This is a genomic window from Duncaniella dubosii, assembly GCF_004803915.1.
In the GTDB taxonomy this organism is placed as follows: Bacteria; Bacteroidota; Bacteroidia; order Bacteroidales; family Muribaculaceae; genus Duncaniella; species Duncaniella dubosii.
Genome location: NZ_CP039396.1, coordinates 957,307 through 977,024, shown reverse-complemented (window position 1 = coordinate 977,024; position 19,718 = coordinate 957,307). Strand labels below are relative to the sequence as shown.

16 protein-coding genes and 1 pseudogene are annotated in these 19,718 nt (G+C 52.8%); 8 read left to right on the top strand and 9 right to left on the bottom strand.

The window, feature by feature from the left end; translation table 11 throughout:
• Nucleotides 1–65 precede the first annotated feature (65 nt).
• Together argC and gltX are read right to left on the bottom strand one after the other, a co-directional pair.
• The gene (gene argC, locus E7747_RS04245) at nt 66–1,037 is read right to left on the bottom strand and encodes an N-acetyl-gamma-glutamyl-phosphate reductase (protein WP_123615659.1); all 972 of its coding nucleotides are present in this window, start codon (nt 1,035–1,037) and stop codon (nt 66–68) included.
• Nucleotides 1,038–1,150: 113 nt separating this feature from the next.
• Complete coding sequence (gltX, locus tag E7747_RS04240; protein WP_136414320.1) at nt 1,151–2,686, bottom strand: glutamate--tRNA ligase; 1,536 nt, start codon at nt 2,684–2,686, stop codon at nt 1,151–1,153.
• A 327-nt stretch (nt 2,687–3,013) separates the two neighbouring features.
• On the opposite strand from gltX, the gene E7747_RS04235 reads away from it, so the two are divergent.
• Both E7747_RS04235 and E7747_RS04230 read left to right on the top strand, forming a co-directional pair.
• Complete coding sequence (locus E7747_RS04235) at nt 3,014–3,643, top strand: redox-sensing transcriptional repressor Rex (protein WP_136414318.1); 630 nt, start codon at nt 3,014–3,016, stop codon at nt 3,641–3,643.
• On the top strand, nt 3,640–4,188 hold the full coding sequence (locus E7747_RS04230; RefSeq protein WP_136414316.1) for a fumarylacetoacetate hydrolase family protein: 549 nt from the start codon (nt 3,640–3,642) through the stop codon (nt 4,186–4,188). The genes E7747_RS04235 and E7747_RS04230 overlap by 4 nt, the downstream gene beginning before the upstream one ends.
• A gap of 73 nt (nt 4,189–4,261) precedes the next feature.
• Here the strand turns inward: E7747_RS04230 and E7747_RS04225 are convergent, their stop codons facing one another.
• Entirely contained in the window at nt 4,262–4,528 is a 267-nt protein-coding gene (locus E7747_RS04225) for a hypothetical protein (protein ID WP_136414314.1), read from the bottom strand.
• Complete coding sequence (locus E7747_RS04220) at nt 4,525–6,054, bottom strand: M6 family metalloprotease domain-containing protein (RefSeq protein WP_136414312.1); 1,530 nt, start codon at nt 6,052–6,054, stop codon at nt 4,525–4,527. The genes E7747_RS04225 and E7747_RS04220 overlap by 4 nt, the downstream gene beginning before the upstream one ends.
• A gap of 130 nt (nt 6,055–6,184) precedes the next feature.
• Between E7747_RS04220 and E7747_RS04215 the strand changes: the two genes are divergently transcribed.
• From E7747_RS04215 to E7747_RS04195, 6 genes and pseudogenes are all read left to right on the top strand, one after another.
• Nucleotides 6,185–7,837 carry a glycoside hydrolase family 43 protein gene (locus tag E7747_RS04215; RefSeq protein ID WP_168185227.1) on the top strand — a complete coding sequence of 551 codons (1,653 nt, stop codon included), beginning with the start codon at nt 6,185–6,187 and terminating at the stop codon, nt 7,835–7,837.
• Nucleotides 7,838–8,057: 220 nt separating this feature from the next.
• The gene (locus E7747_RS04210; protein WP_136414308.1) at nt 8,058–9,974 is read left to right on the top strand and encodes a DUF349 domain-containing protein; all 1,917 of its coding nucleotides are present in this window, start codon (nt 8,058–8,060) and stop codon (nt 9,972–9,974) included.
• A gap of 199 nt (nt 9,975–10,173) precedes the next feature.
• Complete coding sequence (locus E7747_RS04205) at nt 10,174–11,559, top strand: undecaprenyl-phosphate glucose phosphotransferase (protein ID WP_136414306.1); 1,386 nt, start codon at nt 10,174–10,176, stop codon at nt 11,557–11,559.
• Nucleotides 11,560–11,627: 68 nt separating this feature from the next.
• Nucleotides 11,628–13,421 (top strand): annotated as a pseudogene (gene recQ, locus E7747_RS04200) (DNA helicase RecQ); the annotation flags it as partial.
• Nucleotides 13,413–13,751, top strand: a complete 339-nt coding sequence (locus tag E7747_RS16890; protein ID WP_228449306.1) for a helix-turn-helix domain-containing protein — start codon at nt 13,413–13,415, stop codon at nt 13,749–13,751. The pseudogene recQ and the gene E7747_RS16890, both read left to right, overlap by 9 nt.
• A 30-nt stretch (nt 13,752–13,781) precedes the next feature.
• On the top strand, nt 13,782–14,351 hold the full coding sequence (locus E7747_RS04195; protein WP_136414304.1) for an NUDIX hydrolase: 570 nt from the start codon (nt 13,782–13,784) through the stop codon (nt 14,349–14,351).
• Between the two features lie 114 nt (nt 14,352–14,465).
• On the opposite strand, the gene E7747_RS04190 is transcribed toward E7747_RS04195, so the two are convergent.
• From E7747_RS04190 to E7747_RS04170, 5 genes are all read right to left on the bottom strand, one after another.
• Complete coding sequence (locus tag E7747_RS04190; protein WP_123615651.1) at nt 14,466–14,972, bottom strand: Rieske (2Fe-2S) protein; 507 nt, start codon at nt 14,970–14,972, stop codon at nt 14,466–14,468.
• A 13-nt stretch (nt 14,973–14,985) separates the two neighbouring features.
• Nucleotides 14,986–15,405, bottom strand: a complete 420-nt coding sequence (locus E7747_RS04185) for a hypothetical protein (protein WP_123615650.1) — start codon at nt 15,403–15,405, stop codon at nt 14,986–14,988.
• A gap of 160 nt (nt 15,406–15,565) precedes the next feature.
• Entirely contained in the window at nt 15,566–16,219 is a 654-nt protein-coding gene (gene pyrE / locus E7747_RS04180; protein ID WP_123615690.1) for an orotate phosphoribosyltransferase, read from the bottom strand.
• 420 nt (nt 16,220–16,639) lie between these two features.
• Nucleotides 16,640–17,698: an energy transducer TonB gene (locus tag E7747_RS04175; protein ID WP_136414302.1), complete on the bottom strand. Its 1,059-nt coding sequence runs from the start codon at nt 17,696–17,698 to the stop codon at nt 16,640–16,642.
• A gap of 24 nt (nt 17,699–17,722) precedes the next feature.
• On the bottom strand, nt 17,723–19,666 hold the full coding sequence (locus tag E7747_RS04170) for a WG repeat-containing protein (protein WP_136414300.1): 1,944 nt from the start codon (nt 19,664–19,666) through the stop codon (nt 17,723–17,725).
• Nucleotides 19,667–19,718: the final 52 nt, after the last annotated feature.

Genomic DNA, 19,718 nt, shown 5'->3' with positions numbered 1-19,718 from the left:
GTTTATGTTTATGAAGTGGAAAAACCGGATGTCAGGCCGTTGGGGGAAGAGTGTCAGGCCGGAGGTCAGAATGCCGCGGGCTTCATGGTGAGACCCGTTGTCTCCTGAAGGCCGAAGAGGAGGTTCATGGTGTGGACAGCGTTGCCTGCGCCACCTTTCAGCAGATTATCGATTACAGCCGTGATGAGCACCTTGCCGTCGATTTTGTCGAGGTGGATGATGCACTTGTTGGTGTTGACCACGTCTTTGAGGTCGGGAATCTTGGATGTGATGAATGTGAAGTTGTGGTCGGCGAAATAGTCGCTGTAGAGCTTTATGATTTCGGGGAGGTCGAGCGAGCAGTCGAGGTAGCTGACAGCCATTATGCCGCGCGAGAAGCAGCCGCGCATCGGCAGCATGTGGATCTTTGAGTTGAAGCTCTGTTGCATCGCCTTGAGGGCCTGAAGGATTTCGGGCATTTGTGTGTGGGCGAACGGGCGGTAGACCACCATGTTGTCGTTGCGCCACGCATAGTGGGTGGTGGGCCGGTGTTCCGCACCTTCGCTTGTCGCGCCGGTGATGACGGTTGTGTGGATGTCGGAGTTGAGCAGGAGGTTTTTGGCCAGCGGCATGAGTGAGAGCTCGACAGCCATAGCGACGCAGCCGGGGTTGGCTACATGGCGTGCACCGCGCACCATCGGTTTGCGGTTAAGCTCCGATAGTCCGTAGACGAAGTCGTGAGTGCCGTCCTCGATGCGGTGGTCGCGTGCGAGATCGATGATTTTGAGGTCTTCGGGCATGGTGTGTGTCTCGATGAATTCACGGGTCTTTCCGGCCGGGCGGCAGCAGAAAAGGACATCTATGTTTTTGAGATCGAAGTTGCTTGAAAAGTTCATGTCGATTTCTCCGTGGAGGCCCTGATGGACATCGACGATGCGCTGTCCGCCGACGGTGCGCGAATGAACCCATTTCAGTTCGACATCGGGGTGGTTGATTAGGATGCGGATGAGTTCGCCGGCGGCATAGCCTGAACCTCCGATTATGCCTACTTTGATCATGGATGAATATTTAAGGAGTAAAGTATTAAAGGATGAAGTATGAAGTATTAAGTATAAAGTGTGAGGTTATTAGGGTTGCGCAGTAGGGCCGGTGACCCTACTGCGCAATGGTGTCAGGATTCGGGGGCTTTGATGGTGTCGATGCCGCGCTGTATTCTGGCGATGGTCTCGTCGCGTCCGATAAGCTCGGTGATGTCGAAGATGTGCGGGCCTTTGCATTCGCCGACGAGGGTGAGTCGGAAGGCATTCATCACATTTCCGAGATGATAGCCCTTGGCAGCCACCCAGTCGAGGACGACGGGTTCTGCGCCCTTCGAGCTGAAGTCGGGGAGCGAGCGGAGCACCTCGATAAGCTCTGTGAGGATGGCGGGGGTATCTTCTTTCCAGCGTTTCTTGATGTCCTTTTCGGCGTAGGTCAAGGGTGCTACGAAGAAGAATTTTGCCTGATCCCAGAGGTCGGCAACGAAATTGATGCGTCCCTTCACGAGTGAGACCACCCGGGCGATGTAATCGTCGGAGAAATCGGCTGCGTTCACGCCGTGAGCCTCAAGGACGGGGCGGAACAGGCGGGCGAGTTCGTCGTCGGGTGTGGTCTGGAGATATTCGTGGTTGAACCAGCGTCCTTTGTCGAAAGCGAATTTAGCGCCCGAACGCGAGCAGTGGTCGAATGAGAATTTCGCGATAAGCTCGTCCATCGACATGATTTCGGTGTCGTCGCCGGGATTCCATCCGAGAAGGGCGAGGAAGTTGATGACAGCTTCGGGAAGGTAGCCCGACTCGCGGTAGCCCGAGGAGACAGCGCCTGTCTTGGGGTCGGTCCATTCGAGAGGGAACACGGGGAAGCCGAGGCGGTCGCCGTCGCGCTTCGAGAGCTTGCCTTTGCCGTCGGGTTTGAGCAGAAGGGGGAGATGGACGAATTCAGGACGGGTGTCGGCCCAGCCGAATGCTTCGTAAAGGAGCACGTGGAGCGGTGCTGACGGCAGCCATTCCTCGCCGCGGATGACGTGGGACACTTCCATGAGATGGTCGTCGACAATGTTGGCGAGGTGATAGGTCGGAAGGTCGTCGGCGCTCTTGTAGAGCACTTTGTCGTCGAGAATCGATGAGTTGATGGTCACTTTTCCGCGCAGGAGGTCGTTGACTTCCACGTCGCGTCCCGGTTCGATGAGGAAACGGACCACGTAGGGGGTGCCCTCGTCCATGAGGCGTTTCACTTCTTCGGGCTGCATCGCGAGGGAGTTGCGCATGTTCATGCGGGTCGATGCGTCATACTGGAAGTTAGGAGTGGCCGCGCGTGCGGCTTCGAGTTCCTCGGGGGTGTCGAAAGCGATGTATGCGCGTCCGGCATCGAGGAGCTGTCTGACATGTGTGCGGTATATGTCACGGCGTTCGCTCTGCTTGTAAGGACCGTAAGCGCCGCCTTCGCGGACACCTTCGTCAATCTTGATTCCGAGCCATGCAAGCGACTCGTTGATGTAGTCCTCCGCACCCGGGACGAAACGGTTGGAATCGGTGTCCTCGATACGGAGAATCATGTCGCCACCGTTGCGACGTGCGAAAAGATAGTTGTAAAGCGCTGTGCGGACACCTCCGATGTGGAGCGGGCCTGTTGGAGAGGGAGCGAAACGTACTCTTACTTTGCGGTTCATGTCGTGAAAATTGATTGCTTATTTTTACGGCAAAATTATGAAAATTTTTGCGAGATGCAAAAAGGCTGCGGAATACTTCTTTGGATAATAGGCGGAAAAGTTGTAATTTTGTCTCAGAGTCTGTTTGCTTTTCCGGCTATGAAATCAGCGGAAGCCGCCATGAGCGGTCTTGCGGCAGTCGCGGCTGTGGCCCGGACTTGGGTCTCCAAGTCATAAAAAATGGAAAAAACGCTCTTCTCCCGAGGCTATTCCGATAACCGTAAGCAAACAAAATTTCAGAAAAAGAAGTTTACCTCTTGATAGAATGACTAAAACACGATTGCCTTAATGGAGACGACAGCACCATACGTACCGGAACCGGCCATACGCCGTCTGCCGTGGTATCTCGCCTGCGTGTCGCGTCTGAGAGCGGAGGGAGTCGAGTATGTTTCCTCGACAGCAATCTCACATCAGCTCAATGTCGACTCGTCGCAGATAGCGAAGGATTTGTCGTATCTCAACATCAAGGGCAAGACACGCATAGGCTATGAGGTAAAGGAGCTTGAACGCGGTCTGCTCGATTTTCTCGGTTTCCATCGCGAGCACAATGCGGTGATGATGGGTGTCGGCAGCCTCGGCGCGGCGCTTATGGCCGACTCCGGCCTGTCGCGCTACGGGCTCAACATCGTAGCCGGATTCGATGTCAATCCCGATGTGGTCGGTACGCGGCTCGGCGGCAAGCCTATCTATGATTATTCGGATCTTGAGCGCCGTGTGAGGGAGCTTGACGCGGAAATCGCTGTTATCGCAGTCCCCGTGGAGAGTGCTGCGGAGGTCGCACAGAAGTGTGTCGATGCAGGAATAAAGGCGCTCTGGAATTTCACACCTTTCCATATCAAGACATCGCCGGCGGTGGCCATACAGAACACCTCGATTTATGCGCATCTCGCGGTGATGTATAACCGTATGCCAAAATGAAAATAATCCGTCTCGTTTCGTTATCATCCTCTCCCGACATTGATATCCACCCGGATTCGGCCCTGATTCTTCCGGGCCGTCCACTTTTCATGCCCGAATGGGGTGAGGGATGGGTGGCGTCGTTGCATCCGTCGGTCAGAATCGGCCGTCTCGGCAAGAACATCGCACGCAAGTTTGCCTCGCGCTACTATGACGGCGTGAGCCTTTCGCTTCGTGTCACCCTTAGGGAGTGCGCGGGGCTTGAGGGTGTTTTGTCGGGGATGGATTCGAGCCTTGTCAACGGGGCATGGCTGCCGGCGGCACATGCTCAGGACGGGGCGACGGTTCAGGTGTCGGTTTCCGATGTCCCGGTCTTTGAATCGGTGTCAGAGCCGATTGCGCCGACTGTCGATGAGGTCATAGCAAATGTCAGTGAATACATGACGTTAAAGATGGGCGATGTCATCATGCTGCCTCCGATTGCCGAGCCGGTAGACCTGAAAGAAGGGTCGCGCATCTCAGCTTTACTCGACGGGGAGACAGTGGTCGATCTGAGAATAGTCTGAGCAGCATCGTTCAATCCGAGGTTTTACAGGAATTGTAATACATATACAACGATATACAACGAAAGTGGCGCTTTCAATGAAGCGCCACTTTTGTTGTATGGTTTCCGACTTTGACGATGTAAAGCCCGGTCGGGAGTATGATTCGGCGGGATTCGCCGTGGTAGGCCGGTGTGCCGGCGATGGTGTAGACTGAGGCCGGCAGGTCTGAACCGCTGATGATAATAGCCTCGCCGCCTCTGACAGTGACGGGTTCGGACGCCATGATGTCGTCGATGGCAGAGTCGTCGCTGTTTCCTGCCATGAAGCGGATCAGCCGGCCGTCGGTGCGGATGTTTGTCAAGGGATAGCCGGGGTCGTTATGCGACCATGAAATGAAACGCGGGCTTGGAGGCGCAGTGTCGGCGGTGTATTCGGTGACGTTTGACGCGCCCGGAAGGGGTCGCTGGGGGAGGCTGAGGGCGATGTACGGCTGATGGCCTCGACGAGATCTACGTGCTGGTGGGAGCGGGTGTTGTTGACAGTGTTGCTGAACCAGATGTCTTTGTCGTAGTCGATGTGCCATATCAACATGCCTTCGCCTCTGAGATAGGAATCCCAGCCCTCCTTAAGCCGGTTTTCGAAGAGGAAAAATTCGTCATCGGAATCAGTCTTGACAAGATAGGCGGTATTGGTATCGGCAAGCGGTTCGAGCGCATATTCGCCGGGACTGTCGATTACTTCTGGCTTCAGCCATCCGAGCGACATGCGTTCGAAAGATGAATAGAGAGGCGGTGTGCGGGAGTCGTTGAGATAGCAGCCGATATCAAGTACGCTCCAAGTATCGGGTGTAAGATAGGTGAGCAGCGAGTGTCCGGTATAGTACAGGTCGGGGAGTCCCATGACGTGTGAGAATTCATGGCAGAACGTACCGATGCCGTCAGGCTTGTCTCCCTCGATTTCGTTTGAACAGGCGTAGTGGTTGAGCAGACAGCCGTTGTAGTACCGGTTCATGTCGCCGACCTTCCAAGAGTGAGGCCACACGGTATTGATGTCTTCAAGGTTGCCCGACGATTCGCCACGGCCGGCATAGATGAGATACACGTTGTCGATTTCACCGTCATTGTCGCAGTCATAAATTGAAAAGTCGAAGCCTTGGGCAGCGAGAATGTCGCATGCGTCGGGTATCATGTAGGACGCGTTGGCATCATCGTAAGGCTCGTTGCGTCCGTAGTATGCCTGTGTGTGGGGTAAGGTCACCGGCCCTACGACATCGAACTGCGGAGTGAACACCCCGGCAGACGATACAATGAAATAATCGCGTGCAGAGCCTGAGGCTCTGTCCCGGTCAAAACCTTCAAGGTTTAGCATGTCGCTGAAATATTGCTGCGGCATGGGGGTCGAGAATTTCACGTCGGTATATTCGGCGAGGATTATAAGTCCGCGCGGAGAACCTGTGACGGGGAATGTCGTGGTGCTCATGGATTCCGGTGCGCGTGAAGGGGCGTATTTCGGACTGATGGCGCGTATAGGAGAGACCTCGGCTGACAATGCCGCTTTTTCAATTACAGCGTTGCTGTCGAGGTTTTTAAGGGACGTCAAAGTTGCCGGCGAACGGAACTGAGGGTCGGCGGCGGCCACTCCGCTGCTGACCATTCTCCCGTTGTCGCCTGTCTCCGCGAAACAGAGGGTCGCTCCGTCGGCCACAAGGGGGTATCCGTCGTCGGTCACAAGGTAGTGGAATCGTTCGTCACCCACCATCCGGTAGCCGACGGTCGAGCCGTCGGGGAGTGTGGCGGTATGTCTCACCGGGCGGGCCGGTGATGCTCCGAGGCTTATGGCTGAAATCAGCGCTATGGTTGCAGGCAGAAGTCTGTGTGATGAAGTCATGATGTAAAGATAGGACTTTTTTGCTTAACGGTGAAAATAAATGTGACGAAATAAGAAAAAGAACAGGTGAAATACTTGTCAGTAATGCAAGGCTGTATTATCTTTGCGTACAATGTATTTACTATATGCTATGAGAAAAATATCCTTATCTTTACTACCATGTGCCATCGGACTGATTATGGCCGTTTCGTGCAATGAGAGCGACGAGAAACCTATGGCTGTTTTTTCCGACTTCAGCTATCAGGTGACCATGCCCGACGGCGACGAAGTTGCTTCGCCCGACTGGACACCATTGTTGCCCGGATGTTATCCCGACCCGTCGATAGTCAGGGTTGACGATGATTACTATATGGTTAATTCTTCGTTTGCGTTCTATCCGGGAGTGCCGATATGGCACAGTACCGACCTGCGCAACTGGGAGCGCCTCGGCTATGTGCTCGACAGACCTTCGCAGCTCTCGCTCCCCGACAGCATCCGTGTGTCGGGTGGCATATATGCGCCTTCGATTTCCTATAATCCCCACAATGAGACTTTCTATATGATAACGACGCTCGTTGACAACGGGGGCAATTTCTATGTGACATGCAAAGACCCGAAAAAAGGTGAATGGAGCGATCCGGTCTGGTTGCCGGAGGTCGGCGGGATTGATCCGAGCCTGTTTTTCGATGCCGACGGCAAGGCTTATATAGTCAACAACGACTCTCCTGAAGGGGAGGCGCTCTACGACGGTCACCGGACCATACGCATCCATGATTTTGACTGGAAGACAGGCCGTGTGACCGGCGAGTCGAAGGTGATAGTCAACGGAGGTGTCAATATCGATGAGAAGCCCGTATGGATTGAAGGACCACACCTATATTATATAGGTGGGAAATATTTCCTTATGTGTGCCGAAGGAGGCACTGGCCCTGACCACCGCGAGGTGATATTTGAATCGGCAAGTCCCAAAGGGCCGTTCAGACCGTGCCGCATAAATCCGATACTGACGCAGAGAGGTCTTGACCCCTCGCGGCGATACCCCGTCACCTGTGCCGGGCATGCCGATCTCGTCGAGGACAAGGATGGCAGATGGTGGGCTGTGTTTCTCGGGGTGCGTCCCTACTCGGAAGACGGTCATGACATCATGGGGCGCGAGACTTTCATCCACCGTGTCGGCTGGAAATACGGCCAGCCTGTCATCACCGCCCGCGACGAGGTGCTTGAAGGGCGTCCGCAGCGCGAGCGTGAGAGCCGTCTGTGGACTGCCGACGGGCTTGTCGACGATGCGTTTTTCATCAGGAATCCGAAATCTGGTTTCTACAGCACAGACGCAGACGGGACTCTGACCGTTGAGGCTTCGCCTGTGAGATTTGCCGACAAGAAATCGCCATCGGCCATCGGACGCTGGGTGACGGAAAATGCGTTCGAACTGAGCGTGACACTCGATGAGTTCTCACCGCAGAGCCCTGAGGACATCGCGGGACTTATGCTGTTTCAGGATGATGACTGTCATATTGTCTTCGGAAAGGCGGTCAATTCGTATGGCGATGTGGTTGCGCGGGTCGATGCCCGGAGCAAGAATGACCGAGTGATAGAGTTCGAGTCGCCTCTCGACGACTCTTCGCAGCCTCTGCGTCTCAGGATAGTGGCCGACGGAAAGGGCAGCTACAGTTTTGAGTATGCCGAAGGCGATGAAGACTACCGTCAGTTGCCTCAGACAGTTCCCGCCTCGCTTCTCAGCACCCGCACCGCCGGAAACTTCACGGGCACTGCTATGGGGGTCTATGCGGTGGCTGCCGAGTGAATCAGCACGTTATTAGATTGATAGTGAAACCACAGGAATTTATGTTAATTTTAGTATTAAAGTGTTAATTATTGGATTTTTCGCGAAATAAATTATTTTTTTTGAAAATAATCAGTAAATTAGCACACTAAAATCTATTTACCTATCCCTTCTCGCTGCGCGAGGCGGCTGCGGCCCCTGAAAAAGTGCAGTGAGCATTTTATCACCTTAAACAACTGTTATGGAACCGCGTGACACTTCAATGCCAAACGACGCATTGGATAAAACCTTGAACGAAGGCGCCGCATCAGTGGCAGCCGATTCTACAAACATTTCCACTCCGACACCCGAACCGGCCGAGACCGTCTCATCGGCTGTAGCTGTTGAGGAGGAGTCGCCGGTGGCTGCTTCGTCTGAAGAGCTTTCAGAAGAAGTCGCTACGGAACGTTCGCATGAGCCTGCAACAAAAGAAAGCATCCTCGCTGCATTGAAGCTCCTTTCGGAGAAAGAACCTGCAGAGATCACCAATGAGGAAGTGTCGCGTCTGAAACAACAGTTCTATGCAATCCGCAACGAGGAGCAGCGCAACGAACGTGAGGCTTTCGTCGAGGCGGGAAATCAGCCTGAGGCTTTTCAGCCCACCACAGATGAAACCGAGGAGGCATTCAAGGCCATCCTTGCCACTGTAAAGGAGAAAAAGGCCGAGCAGCGTGCAGCCATCGAGGCCGAGCAGCAGAAGAACTACGAGCGCAAGAAGGAAATCATCGACAAGATTATTGAAATGGGAAGCGATGTCGACAATGCCAACCGTTTCTTCCAGCAGGTGCGAGATCTCCAGAATGAATTCAAGGAAATCGGCGAAGTGCCCGCTCCCGTAGCCGCCGATTTATGGAAAAGCTATCAGGATGCAGTCGAGAAATTCTACGACCAGCTCAAGATAAACAAGGAGCTCCGCGACTATGATTTCAAGAAGAACCTTTCGGAAAAGGAACTTCTTGTGGCCGAAGCCGACAAGCTTCGTGCGGAAGAGGATGTCATCGCAGCATTCCGCCGCCTTCAGGAACTCCACGAGCAGTGGCGTTCGATCGGTCCTGTGCCCAAGGAAGTGCGTGAGGAAATCTGGGGCCGCTTCAAGGATATATCAGCTGAAATCAACAAGCGCTACCAGACATTCTTCGAGGAGCGCAAGGCACGTGAGCGTGAAAACGAGCTCGCTAAGGAAGCGCTCTGCGAACGCATCGAGTCATACGAATTCGACAAGCTTTCGACCTATGCCGCATGGGACGAGATGACCAAGCTCATAATCGCCGCTCAGGAAGACTGGAAGAAGATCGGCTATGCTTCGCGCAAGTCGAACAATGCGCTGTTTGCCCGCTTCCGTGAGACATGCGATAAGTTCTTTGCCGCCAAGGCCGAGTTTTTCCGTGGCATGAAAGACACTCTTTCGCGCAACCTTGAGAAGAAAATCGCACTCTGCGAGCGCGCCGAGGCTCTTAAAGACAGTACCGAATGGCGTAAGACAGCCGACGAACTCGCCGCCCTTCAGAAAGAGTGGAAGACTATCGGCGCTGTGGCCAAGAAGCATTCCGATCAGGTGTGGCGCCGTTTCCTTGCCGCATGCGACTACTTCTTCGAGCAGAAGAAAAAGAACAACTCCGGCACACGCCGCACCGAGCGCGCCAACCTCGAACAGAAAAACGAGATTATCGACAAACTCAAGGCTCTCGACCTTGAGACTCTCGGACGCGAAAACGCAATCAAGGCAGTCAAGGACCTTCAGGCCGAATGGCAGAGCGTCGGTCATGTGCCGTTCAGCGAGAAAGACAATATCTATGAGGCTTACCGTGCGGTTGTCAACGAGCTGTATCAGAAACTCGACATTTCGCAGCGCGGTTCGCGCATGGCTTCTTTCGAGAATACGATCAATGAAATCGGCAATGACGAAAACCGTCTCTATCGTGAGCGCGAACGCCTGATGCGTGTCTACGAGCAGCGCCGCAGTGAACTCCAGACCTATGAGAACAACATGGGCTTTCTTTCGGCCAAGTCGAAGAACGCCGGTTCGATGCTCAAGGATATGGAACGCCGCATGCAGCGTCTAAAAGACGATATCGCCGATCTTGAGAAAAAAATAGCTGTCATCGACAGCAAACTCTGAAAAGACCCGACGACAGGGGAGACACGAAGTCTCCGCAGATGTTGAGCCGCCGGGTTCTACGATTTGACCATCGGATGTGGATGTAAACACGTCCGATGGTCATTATTTGATGTCGAATTGATATTTTTTTCGTCTCCGTTTACAATATTTAAGGGTATCCGACCGATTATATATAAGAGACTAGACACACATTTTGGCTATGGGAAAAGGTAACAGACACGGACGATATTTCCACAGGGCTCTGACTTTAGTTGACTTCCTTATACTTAACGGGGTCTTTTTTGTCGTGACCATACTCAACCCGTCGGTGGCTGAAATCCACACGCGCCTTATATGGGTGTTGCTCAACGTGGCCTATATCCCGGTGGCGCGTCACATCGGGCGCATCCACAAGGTCAGGGCAATGCAGATGGACAGGCTGATGCTTTCGGCTCTACACGCCGTCTGTTTCCATGCTCTCGGATTCATATTCCTGCTCTATTTCCTGAAACTCGATGCCATACCGTGGCGTGTCTTTGCGGAGTTCTACTCGGTGAGCGCGCTGATGCAGATGGCGTGGTGGCTCGGTTCACATTATCTTCTGAAGACCTATCGGCGCAGTGGCCGCAGCTATTCGCGCATAGTAATCGTCGGGTGTAATCCCACCGGCGAGCGTCTGCTGGCTGAGATGGAGCTTGACAGCGGTTTCGGCTACAGATGTCAGGGATTCTTTGACCGCTACTGTCCGCCTGATTTCGAACTGCGCAGCCAGTATGCCGGCAATCTGGAGGAACTGGAGAAATTTGTGGTCGAGAACCATACCGACGAGATTTTCTATGCCCTTTCGGGTGAGCAGCGTGAGGCCGTCCAGCTCATACTGGGCATATGTGAGAAACACATGGTGAAATTCCACTTTGTCCCTCAGATTTCTCCCTTCCTGACACGCAAGTTCCGGCTTGACTCCATCGGGCAGATGCCGGTGCTCGAAGTGCGCCACAACCCGCTTGAGCGCAATGCCAACCGGGTGCTCAAACGTGCGTTTGACATAGCCTTCTCAGGTACATTCCTCATATTCTCTCCTGTCATCTTCATCCCCGTGGCGATTGCCATCAAGCTCAGCTCTCCCGGCCCGGTGTTTTTCCGCCAGATGCGCACCGGCTACATGGGACGCGATTTTCTTTGCTGGAAATTCCGCACCATGAGGGTCAACGAGCAGGCCGACAGTATGCAGGCCACGAGGAATGACCCGCGCAAGACGAAACTCGGCGATTTCCTGCGCCGCACGAGCATCGACGAGCTGCCGCAGTTTATCAATGTGTTCATGGGCGACATGTCGATTGTCGGCCCGCGTCCACACATGCTTAAACACACCGAGGACTACCGCCGTCTAATCAGCCAGTACATGGTGCGCCATCTGATCAAACCCGGCATCACCGGATGGGCGCAGGTGCGCGGCTACCGGGGTCAGACCGAGGAGCTTTGGCAGATGGAGCGACGTGTCGAACACGACATCTGGTATATAGAACACTGGTCGTTTCTCCTCGACCTTAAAATAATCGTCCGCACGGTCATCAATGCACTTGGCGGTGAGGAGCAGGCTTTCTGACTCTTGCGCCGGCCTATTATTGTCCAATCCAATCTCATCCAGTACAATTGTCAGAACCAATACTCGATATAAAGGAACGTGCGGTCGCACTTCTGCGCCGGTTTTATGGTTACAGTGAATTCCGTCCCTTGCAGCTCGATATAATAACTACGGCTGCGTGCGGGCGCGACTGCGTGGTGCTCATGCCTACGGGGGGCGGCAAGTCGATATGCTATCAGATTCCGGCTCTGCTGACCGACGGAGGGGTGACCGTGGTCGTCTCTCCGCTCATAGCGCTTATGAAGGACCAAGTGACCGCGCTGACCGCCAATGGCATTCCTGCGGCGGCGGTCAACTCAATGCAGACCGAGGCCGAGAACCACAATATACTCCAGCAGCTTTTCACAGGCCGCATCAAGATTCTCTACATATCTCCCGAACGCCTTCTGATGGAAATCGACCGCTGGTCGCGCGATCTTCCGATAAGTCTGATTGCCATCGACGAGGCTCACTGCATCTCGCAATGGGGACATGATTTCCGACCGGACTACACCCGTCTCTCGCGGCTGAAGGAGCTTTATCCCCACGTGCCTGTCATGGCGCTCACAGCGACGGCCGACCGTCTCACGCGCGACGACATCGCCCGACAGCTCTGCCTCAGAGATCCGGCCACGTTTATCGGCTCGTTTGACCGTCCCAACATCTCGCTCCGGGTGATGAACAATCCCGGCAAGAGCCAGCGTCTGCGCTACATCGCGATGCTCATCGACCGTTACCGCCACGATTCAGGTATAGTCTACTGCATCAGCCGGAAGTCGGCAGAGTCGATGAACAATGAGCTTCTCGGCATGGGCTACAAATCGGTGGTCTATCATGCCGGTCTTTCAATCGAGGAGCGCAACCGTGCGCAGGACCGTTTTATCAACGGCGATGTTCAGGTGGTGTGTGCCACCGTGGCTTTCGGAATGGGTATCGACAAGAGCAATATCCGCTGGGTGGTCCACAACAACATGCCCCGCAACATCGAGAGCTACTATCAGGAGATAGGGCGTGCCGGACGCGACGGCGTGAAGGCCGAGGCAACGATGTTCTATTCCTACGCCGACATCATCACTCTTCAGGGGTTCGTCGACGAGAGCGGCCAGCAGGCCATAAACAGCGAGAAACTGAAGCGCATGCAGGAGTATGCGGAGTCGTCGCTGTGTCGCCGACGCATTCTGTTGAGCTATTTCAACGAGACGATGGACCATGACTGCGGCAACTGCGACGTGTGTCTCAATCCCCCCGAACGTATGGACGGTACGGTCATCGCCCTGAAGGCTATGAGCGCCATCATAAGGACTGAGGGCAAGGTCGGCTTCACGATGCTGATCGACATTCTGCGCGGGGCTTCGAAACGCGATCTCATCGACCGTGGCTACGACCGGATAAAGACCTACGGCGCGGGGCGCGACCTGAGCTATCCAGAGTGGAACTCCTATCTCTCGCAGCTCATACAGCTTGGTCTGATCGACATCGCCTATAATGAAAACAACCATCTGAAGGTGACGGCCTACGGAGCGATAGTGCTGCGCGACCGCACTCCCGTCACACTTGCTCAATACAAAGAGCCTGAACGCCGCAAGACGGCGCGCGGAAGGAAGGAGGTTATCCCCGAACCGGAACTCAAGCCGGCCGAGCGCCTGCTGGCCGAGCTGAAGGAGGTGCGTCTGAAGCTTGCGCGCAAGGAGCAGGTGCCTCCCTACATCGTGTTTTCCGACAAGACGCTGCTTGAAATGGTGCGCGTAGAGCCTGTGGACATGGACTCGTTTGCCCGTGTCGAGGGTGTCGGCGAGAAGAAGACGGTCAAATACTGGAAACCATTTGTCACCGCCATACGCAAGTTCAAGGGGATTGCCGAGTCGCTGGGGACAGGGCTGTCACACGAAGAGACGCTTCTGCTTCTCAATGCGGGCTATGATGTCAACGGCATCGCCGAGACCAAGGGTATCAAGCCGCGGACTGTCTACAGCCATATCGTGTCGCTCATCCGTCAGGACAAGCTGACCGACTTTTCGGCTATTATCACCCGCGAGCAGTATATGCGAGTGATGACCGTCGCGCGCGAGAATCCCGACGGGATGTGGGACATTCTCAACAGCGAGATGCCTGACGGCCTTCCCTCGGTTGCGCTCGCAATAAGCGACTTTCTGCTTAGGCAGAAAGAGAAATGATTTTAATAAACGTCTCTAAATATATTAGCTATGAATTCTGTCAATGAAGATGAGAAGATGAAATGGGAGACCCTCAGCAGTGAGTATCTCTTCCGCCGTCCGTGGCTCACAGCCCGGCGCGATGTCGTGCGTCTGCCCAACGGCACTGTGTATGACGAGTATTATGTGCTTGAATACCCTATGTGGATCAATGTGATTGCCATCACTCCGGAGGGTAAGTTTGTGATGGTGAAGCAATACCGTCACGGACTCGGCATCGTGGCGACGGAGCTTTGCGCGGGTGTGGCGGAGAGGGGTGAAGACCCGCTGACCACGGCGCAGCGCGAGCTGCTTGAGGAGACCGGTTTCGGTGGCGGGGAGTGGGAGCTGTCGATGGTCATTTCGGCCAATCCGAGCAGCCAGAACAATCTCAGCTACAGTTTCATCGCCCGTGATGTGGAGCGCATCGCCGAGCAGCATCTCGACGAGACCGAGGATATCCGGGTCGAATTGCTCAGCGAGGATGAGGTCTGGGATATGCTTGTCAACGACAACATGAAGCAGGCTCTTATGGCTGCTCCGCTCTGGAAATATTTCGCTCTGAAAGGACGGCAGAAATAATCGGGAGATAATAGACAAAAACAGATGTGCAGGGAATGCTTGACCGGCAAGCGTTTCCTGCACATCTGTTTTTTGTCTGTTTATACGTCAGTCCTGATTGGCGAGGTGAGTTGTTCAGCGGGTCACGACGCGATATTCTGTCGCTCCGCCCGAGACGACCGAGTAGCGTCTGAGGGCGTAGCCCCGTTCCTGTGCCGGGCCTGAGATGGGGTTGCCACGGTTCTGGAACACGTCGAACGTGCTCCCGCACGATGGGCAGCGGGCGAAGAGTTCGCCTTCGGGAATGGACACGCGGACGTTTGGGCGCACTTCGAACGGACATGCGAGGTCGTAGGCGTGGAGGTCGCCGAGCACGTCGGTGACGAGCAGCAGGCCGCCGTAGCCGGTGCGGTCGAGTGTCGTGTAGGGGAAGTTGGAGGGGACGCGCTCCTTGGAGTTGAATATGTAGGTGCGCGATGAGGCTGCGTCGCCCTGCACGCCATATATGTTCCAGTCGCCGACGGTGTGGAATGTCAGATGGACTTCGGCGTATGGGATGCGGTCGTCATCGACCGACTCGCATGCCGTCAGCATAGCTGCGAGCGTGAGCGCCGGGAGCAGTTTGCGAAGGAGAGCGGGCATGGCGGTGATATATTTACTGGAAAATAGAGGTGAAGACTTCGCCGAATTTATCGGCTGCTTCCTGAATCTTGTTTCCGATGAAGGGTTTGAGCATCGGGGGTATTTCAATTTTGACTGCCGGTGTGAGTATGGTCGAGTCCTCGCCGGCTTCCTTGAGGTTGACGCTGAGGCTGAGGGGGACGGGGCATCCTTCGGCCGAGAAGCTTACGCGGCTTGTGGGGATGCGCTCGCTGATTTTAAACACGAGCTGTCCGATGGCGGGGGCTTCCATGCGGATGCAGTCACCGTCGAATTCGACGCCGTTGAGCTTTTCGCGATGCTCTTCGGGGAGCTGGTCGACGAGCGAGCGGTATTGGCTGAGGTCAGCCACACGTTCGTATATCTGTCCGATGGGACGGGGTAGTGTCACGGGTTTGCCTGTATATGTTGCCATAACTTTAGCTTTTTTGTGGTTGAGGTTTGTTTTTGTTTTATGGTGATAAAAGCCACCGGCCCGTTGAAATTCTGATTGCGGACAGGTGGCTTATGATTTTTCTATCATTATTGACGGTCGGTCGGGCCGTTTGGGCGGAGCGACGGTCGTCAGAGGGGATTTATTCATCGACCTTGGGGGAGTCGGGAGTCCAGAGCGAGGGGTCTTTGCGCCATTCCTTGAGGGTTGCGACGTCGCTCTCGCGGATAAATCCGGTTTCGAGGGCTGCGGTGATGAGGGCCGAGTAGTTCGAAAGTGTCATGAGGTTGACGTTTGCTTCCTTGAAGCGCTTTACTGCCACGGGGAATTCGTAGCTGAATATAGCGACCATGCCGATGACTTCGCAGCCGGCGTTGCGGATGGCTTCGACGGCCTTGAGGCTGCTTCCGCCAGTCGATACGAGGTCTTCGATGACCACTACTTTCTGTCCGGGGCGGAGGTCGCCTTCGATGAGGTTTTCAAGTCCGTGATCCTTGGGGGTCGAGCGGACATAGACGTATGGGAGACCGAGTGTGTCGGAAACGAGAGCGCCTTGGGCTATCGCGCCGGTGGCCACACCTGCGATGGCGTCGACATCTCCGAAGTTCTCGAGGATAATGCGGGTGAGCTCGACCTTGATAAAATTGCGGACATCGGGATAGGAGAGTGTCTTGCGATTATCCGTATAGATGGGTGAGTTCCAGCCTGACGCCCAAGTGAAAGGGTTTTCCGGCTGAAGTTTGATAGCACTGATTTTCAGTAGCTTCTCTGCGAGGATAAGGTCAAGATTTTTCATGTGGATTGCTATTCGGGAAATAGGTTGAATGAATTGATAATATTCGGGCGCAAAATTAGAATTTTTGCCGTCGAAATGCAACTTTTTTTAGTTTACGTTTCTTAAAAAAGTTGTTTTTTAACAAGAGCCAGCGAACTGGACGACGGGTTTGCGTGGCATTTCAGAGGAAGACAGCACAGCGCCTTGTCGATATGCAGTTTACGACAAAATGGATAATAAAAAAGAAGATGTCTCACGACATCCTCTTTCCTTTTTAAACCTTTATCTTAATCTAATACTATGAAAAACACACATGCAAATGTACGCATTATAATTGATACAATAAGTAAAACCCAATTGGTTTTAACTTTTTTTGACTAAAAAATGCGCAAAAAAGTCCAAAAATGGCTCCATTTGCAAAAATTCTGCCCTCAATAGCGATTATTTAACCTTCGTAAATTGGATTTCGGCGTTATAGGCAGGTGAAAATGACATTGACAGACGTGTTACTGTACTGCATGGTTTTCCACCTTTGGTTGCAGGCTTCCATCCGCGCAGGAGTCGGACAAGCCGCATGACTTCTTCGTCAACCCTGACGTTGCACCTTCGTACATATTGTGGATTGCTGACTGTTCCGTCTGGAGTGATAATGAATTCGACAGTGGCTGTCCCGTTTAGTGCGGATGGGATTGCGGCATGAGGTTTCCGGGCATTCTTCCGCAGGAAAGCATAAAGAGCATTGATTCCGCCGGGGTATACGGGCGCGGTAATCTTGTTTGCTGCGGTCTTGACCTCGTTATATAGAGAAGTCGCGGGTTCATATCCGTTTTCATATAGTTCGGTCAGGAGGCTTAATGCTCCTTCCAGATTCTTTGTAGTGCCCAAGCCTTGGGCTTTCATGGTCGCGAGAGCTAACTTCATGTCGTTGCTGATAGTGTTATGCCTGTTGGCCTCTGTCAGATATTCGAGTGCATTGGGCCAGTCATTGTCAAGCGTGTATATACGGCCTATTTCATTGAAAGCCGAATATTCACCGTTATCCGCTGCATGGCGGTAGTATCTGATGGCTTTTTCTTTGTCATCAGCCATATAGAGTTTGCCTAAGGCCATGCTGGCTTCTGTTGATCCGTGTTCCGACGCTTTTATCATCATTTCCAATCCCTTGTCTGTCTGGCCGCTATCGTAATAATAGGTTGCGAGATGAAATAGGGTTGGAGGATAGTTGTGTAAGGCAGCCTTGTTATACATGTTCATCATGATTGTTCTGTCGGCTTTTACTCCCCATCCGTGTTCATACATCTGCCCGAGAGCATCAAGAGCCGGGAGACTTCCTGCTTTGGCTGCACGCTGAAGCATAGGGAGAGCTGCCACATAAGATTTATCACGGAAGTTTCTCAGTCCGGCTTCCTCATCATAATTGTAGGCGTTTGCGGGTATCAGCGAAATAGAAAGCAGCATGAGTGCTACTATTCTCCGAAGTATATTTATTGAATGTTTCATATTATTTTATTTGGTTTCATAATCCTAATTATTGCTGCGCTCGACAACGAAAGGCATACGGGTTTTGCCGTCGGCTGAAATCCATGTTCCTGAGATTTCCGACGGGGTGTATGTGCCGGCAAACTGTCCGGTAATCTTCCCGCCGGTTTTTTCTTCGAGCCGGATAGTGCCGTCGCTGTCAAGTGTGCCTGACAGAGTAATCGGTGATTTGCGAGAGGTGTAATGGTATGTCCCGCTTACATCTGACCCGAGAATCAGAAGCTGCATGACGATTCCATATTTGTTGTTGATTTTACCTTCGAATGTCTCCGCTGAGGTTTGATCTTCGATGAGTTCTTCAATGATGAGAGTGGAATCCGGTACGTCGGCATAATTTTTCCCTCCGGGAGTCATTGATATTTTGATTTCATTCTCGTTTAGAGTCAGCCAGATGTGGTTTTTACCATAATTTCCGGTAGCCGAGTTTTTGTCAGAATTGATTTTAAGATTCATTCTGTCAGCTAAGGCTTTGAATAACTTTCGTTCCTTCCCGATAGCCAGCCCTGTTGTCTGAAGAGAGTAATGCAGTGCTTTCGGGGTTGCGTTTTTTACAAGTACGCTTGTCGTACCCCACCATCCGTCGGATACGTCTTGGAAAAAGTCGCCTTCAATACTGAATGTCGCGAAGAGATTTTTGCCAAGTTCGGCAGATGTGATATTTGTCGCTCCATAGCTTCCGTAGAGATTACGTTCGTGAATATTAAAATCCTTGATAATTTTTGAAATCGGGGTTTTTAGTGTTATTCCTCTGATTCCTTCTTTTGTCACGTTGTCCATCACCATATCCACGGCTTTTTCAACGTTGAAGTAGCGGGTGGTGACATAGTAATTTACACTTGTGGCGGGGATTCCGTATGCCATATTCAGCATATACATTCCCGGGAGTTCGTCAAATTGTGGATTTGCCACATATTTGCCATCTTTGTCGATAATTCCTACTTTATCACCCGTTTTGACGAATGCCACTTTATTGTCAATAAAGGAGAGAGCATCGTCAAATTGTGGATTAATGACTATTTTACCCTTACGGTCGATATATCCCCAGCTGTTTCCTATCTTAACCGGGGCATAATCGTTGTTGCTGAAAAATGAGGCATTGCGAAACTGAGGATTAATGATGAATTTTCCGTTTCGGTCACACCATCCGTAGTTTTTTTCATCGCCGGAGGTCGCTACGATAAGCATGTCTCCGTCAGGATATATTTCAGAAAACTGTGGGTTTATTTCAAGCCGTCCTTTGGAATCAATTAATCCATAGTCGCCATTGCCGTTTTCAACGATGGCATATCCTCTAAAGAACGATGAGACGCATTTCATTATAGAGTCGCTTATTTCCATTCGTCCTTTCTTATCGACATAGCCCGAATTTTTCCCGATACGTACATTGGCCATTCCATCACTGAACGGATATGCCTGGTCAAATTGTGGCGTTATTGCGAATTGCCCTTTTCTGTCCAAGAAGCCGTATACTTTAGAGTTGTCAGATTTTGTTGTCAAGACCTTGGCCATTCCTTCTGTAAATACCCAGACTTTTTCGGCATCTTTTGCCACAAGCTGGGTGTTGCCGTCGGTGTCAATCAGAGTCGGCGCGCCGTCGGCCTCCACTGTCCATGCCACTCCTTCGGAAAAAGGCGTGGCACTGACGTATTTTGGCGGGATGACATAAGTGCCTTTTTCATCGATATATCCGTAAAGATTGCCTTTGCGCACGAGTGCGCGCCTATCGAAAAATTCACCGGCTTCATCAAATTGCGGATTTATCATGTAGACTCCTTCAAGGTTGATGTAGCCGTAGCTTTTACCACTGAGGATAGGTATGAGTGACGTATTCATGTCATTTCCTTCGCTCCCGCACGAACTGATTGCCGGAAGAAGAGCGAGAAGGAGAAGACGGACGAGGCTTTTGGATAATAATATATTTTTCTTCATAGTGTTGATCAGGGATAATAAGGCGGAGAGTGGGACACGGATACGCCTGAGG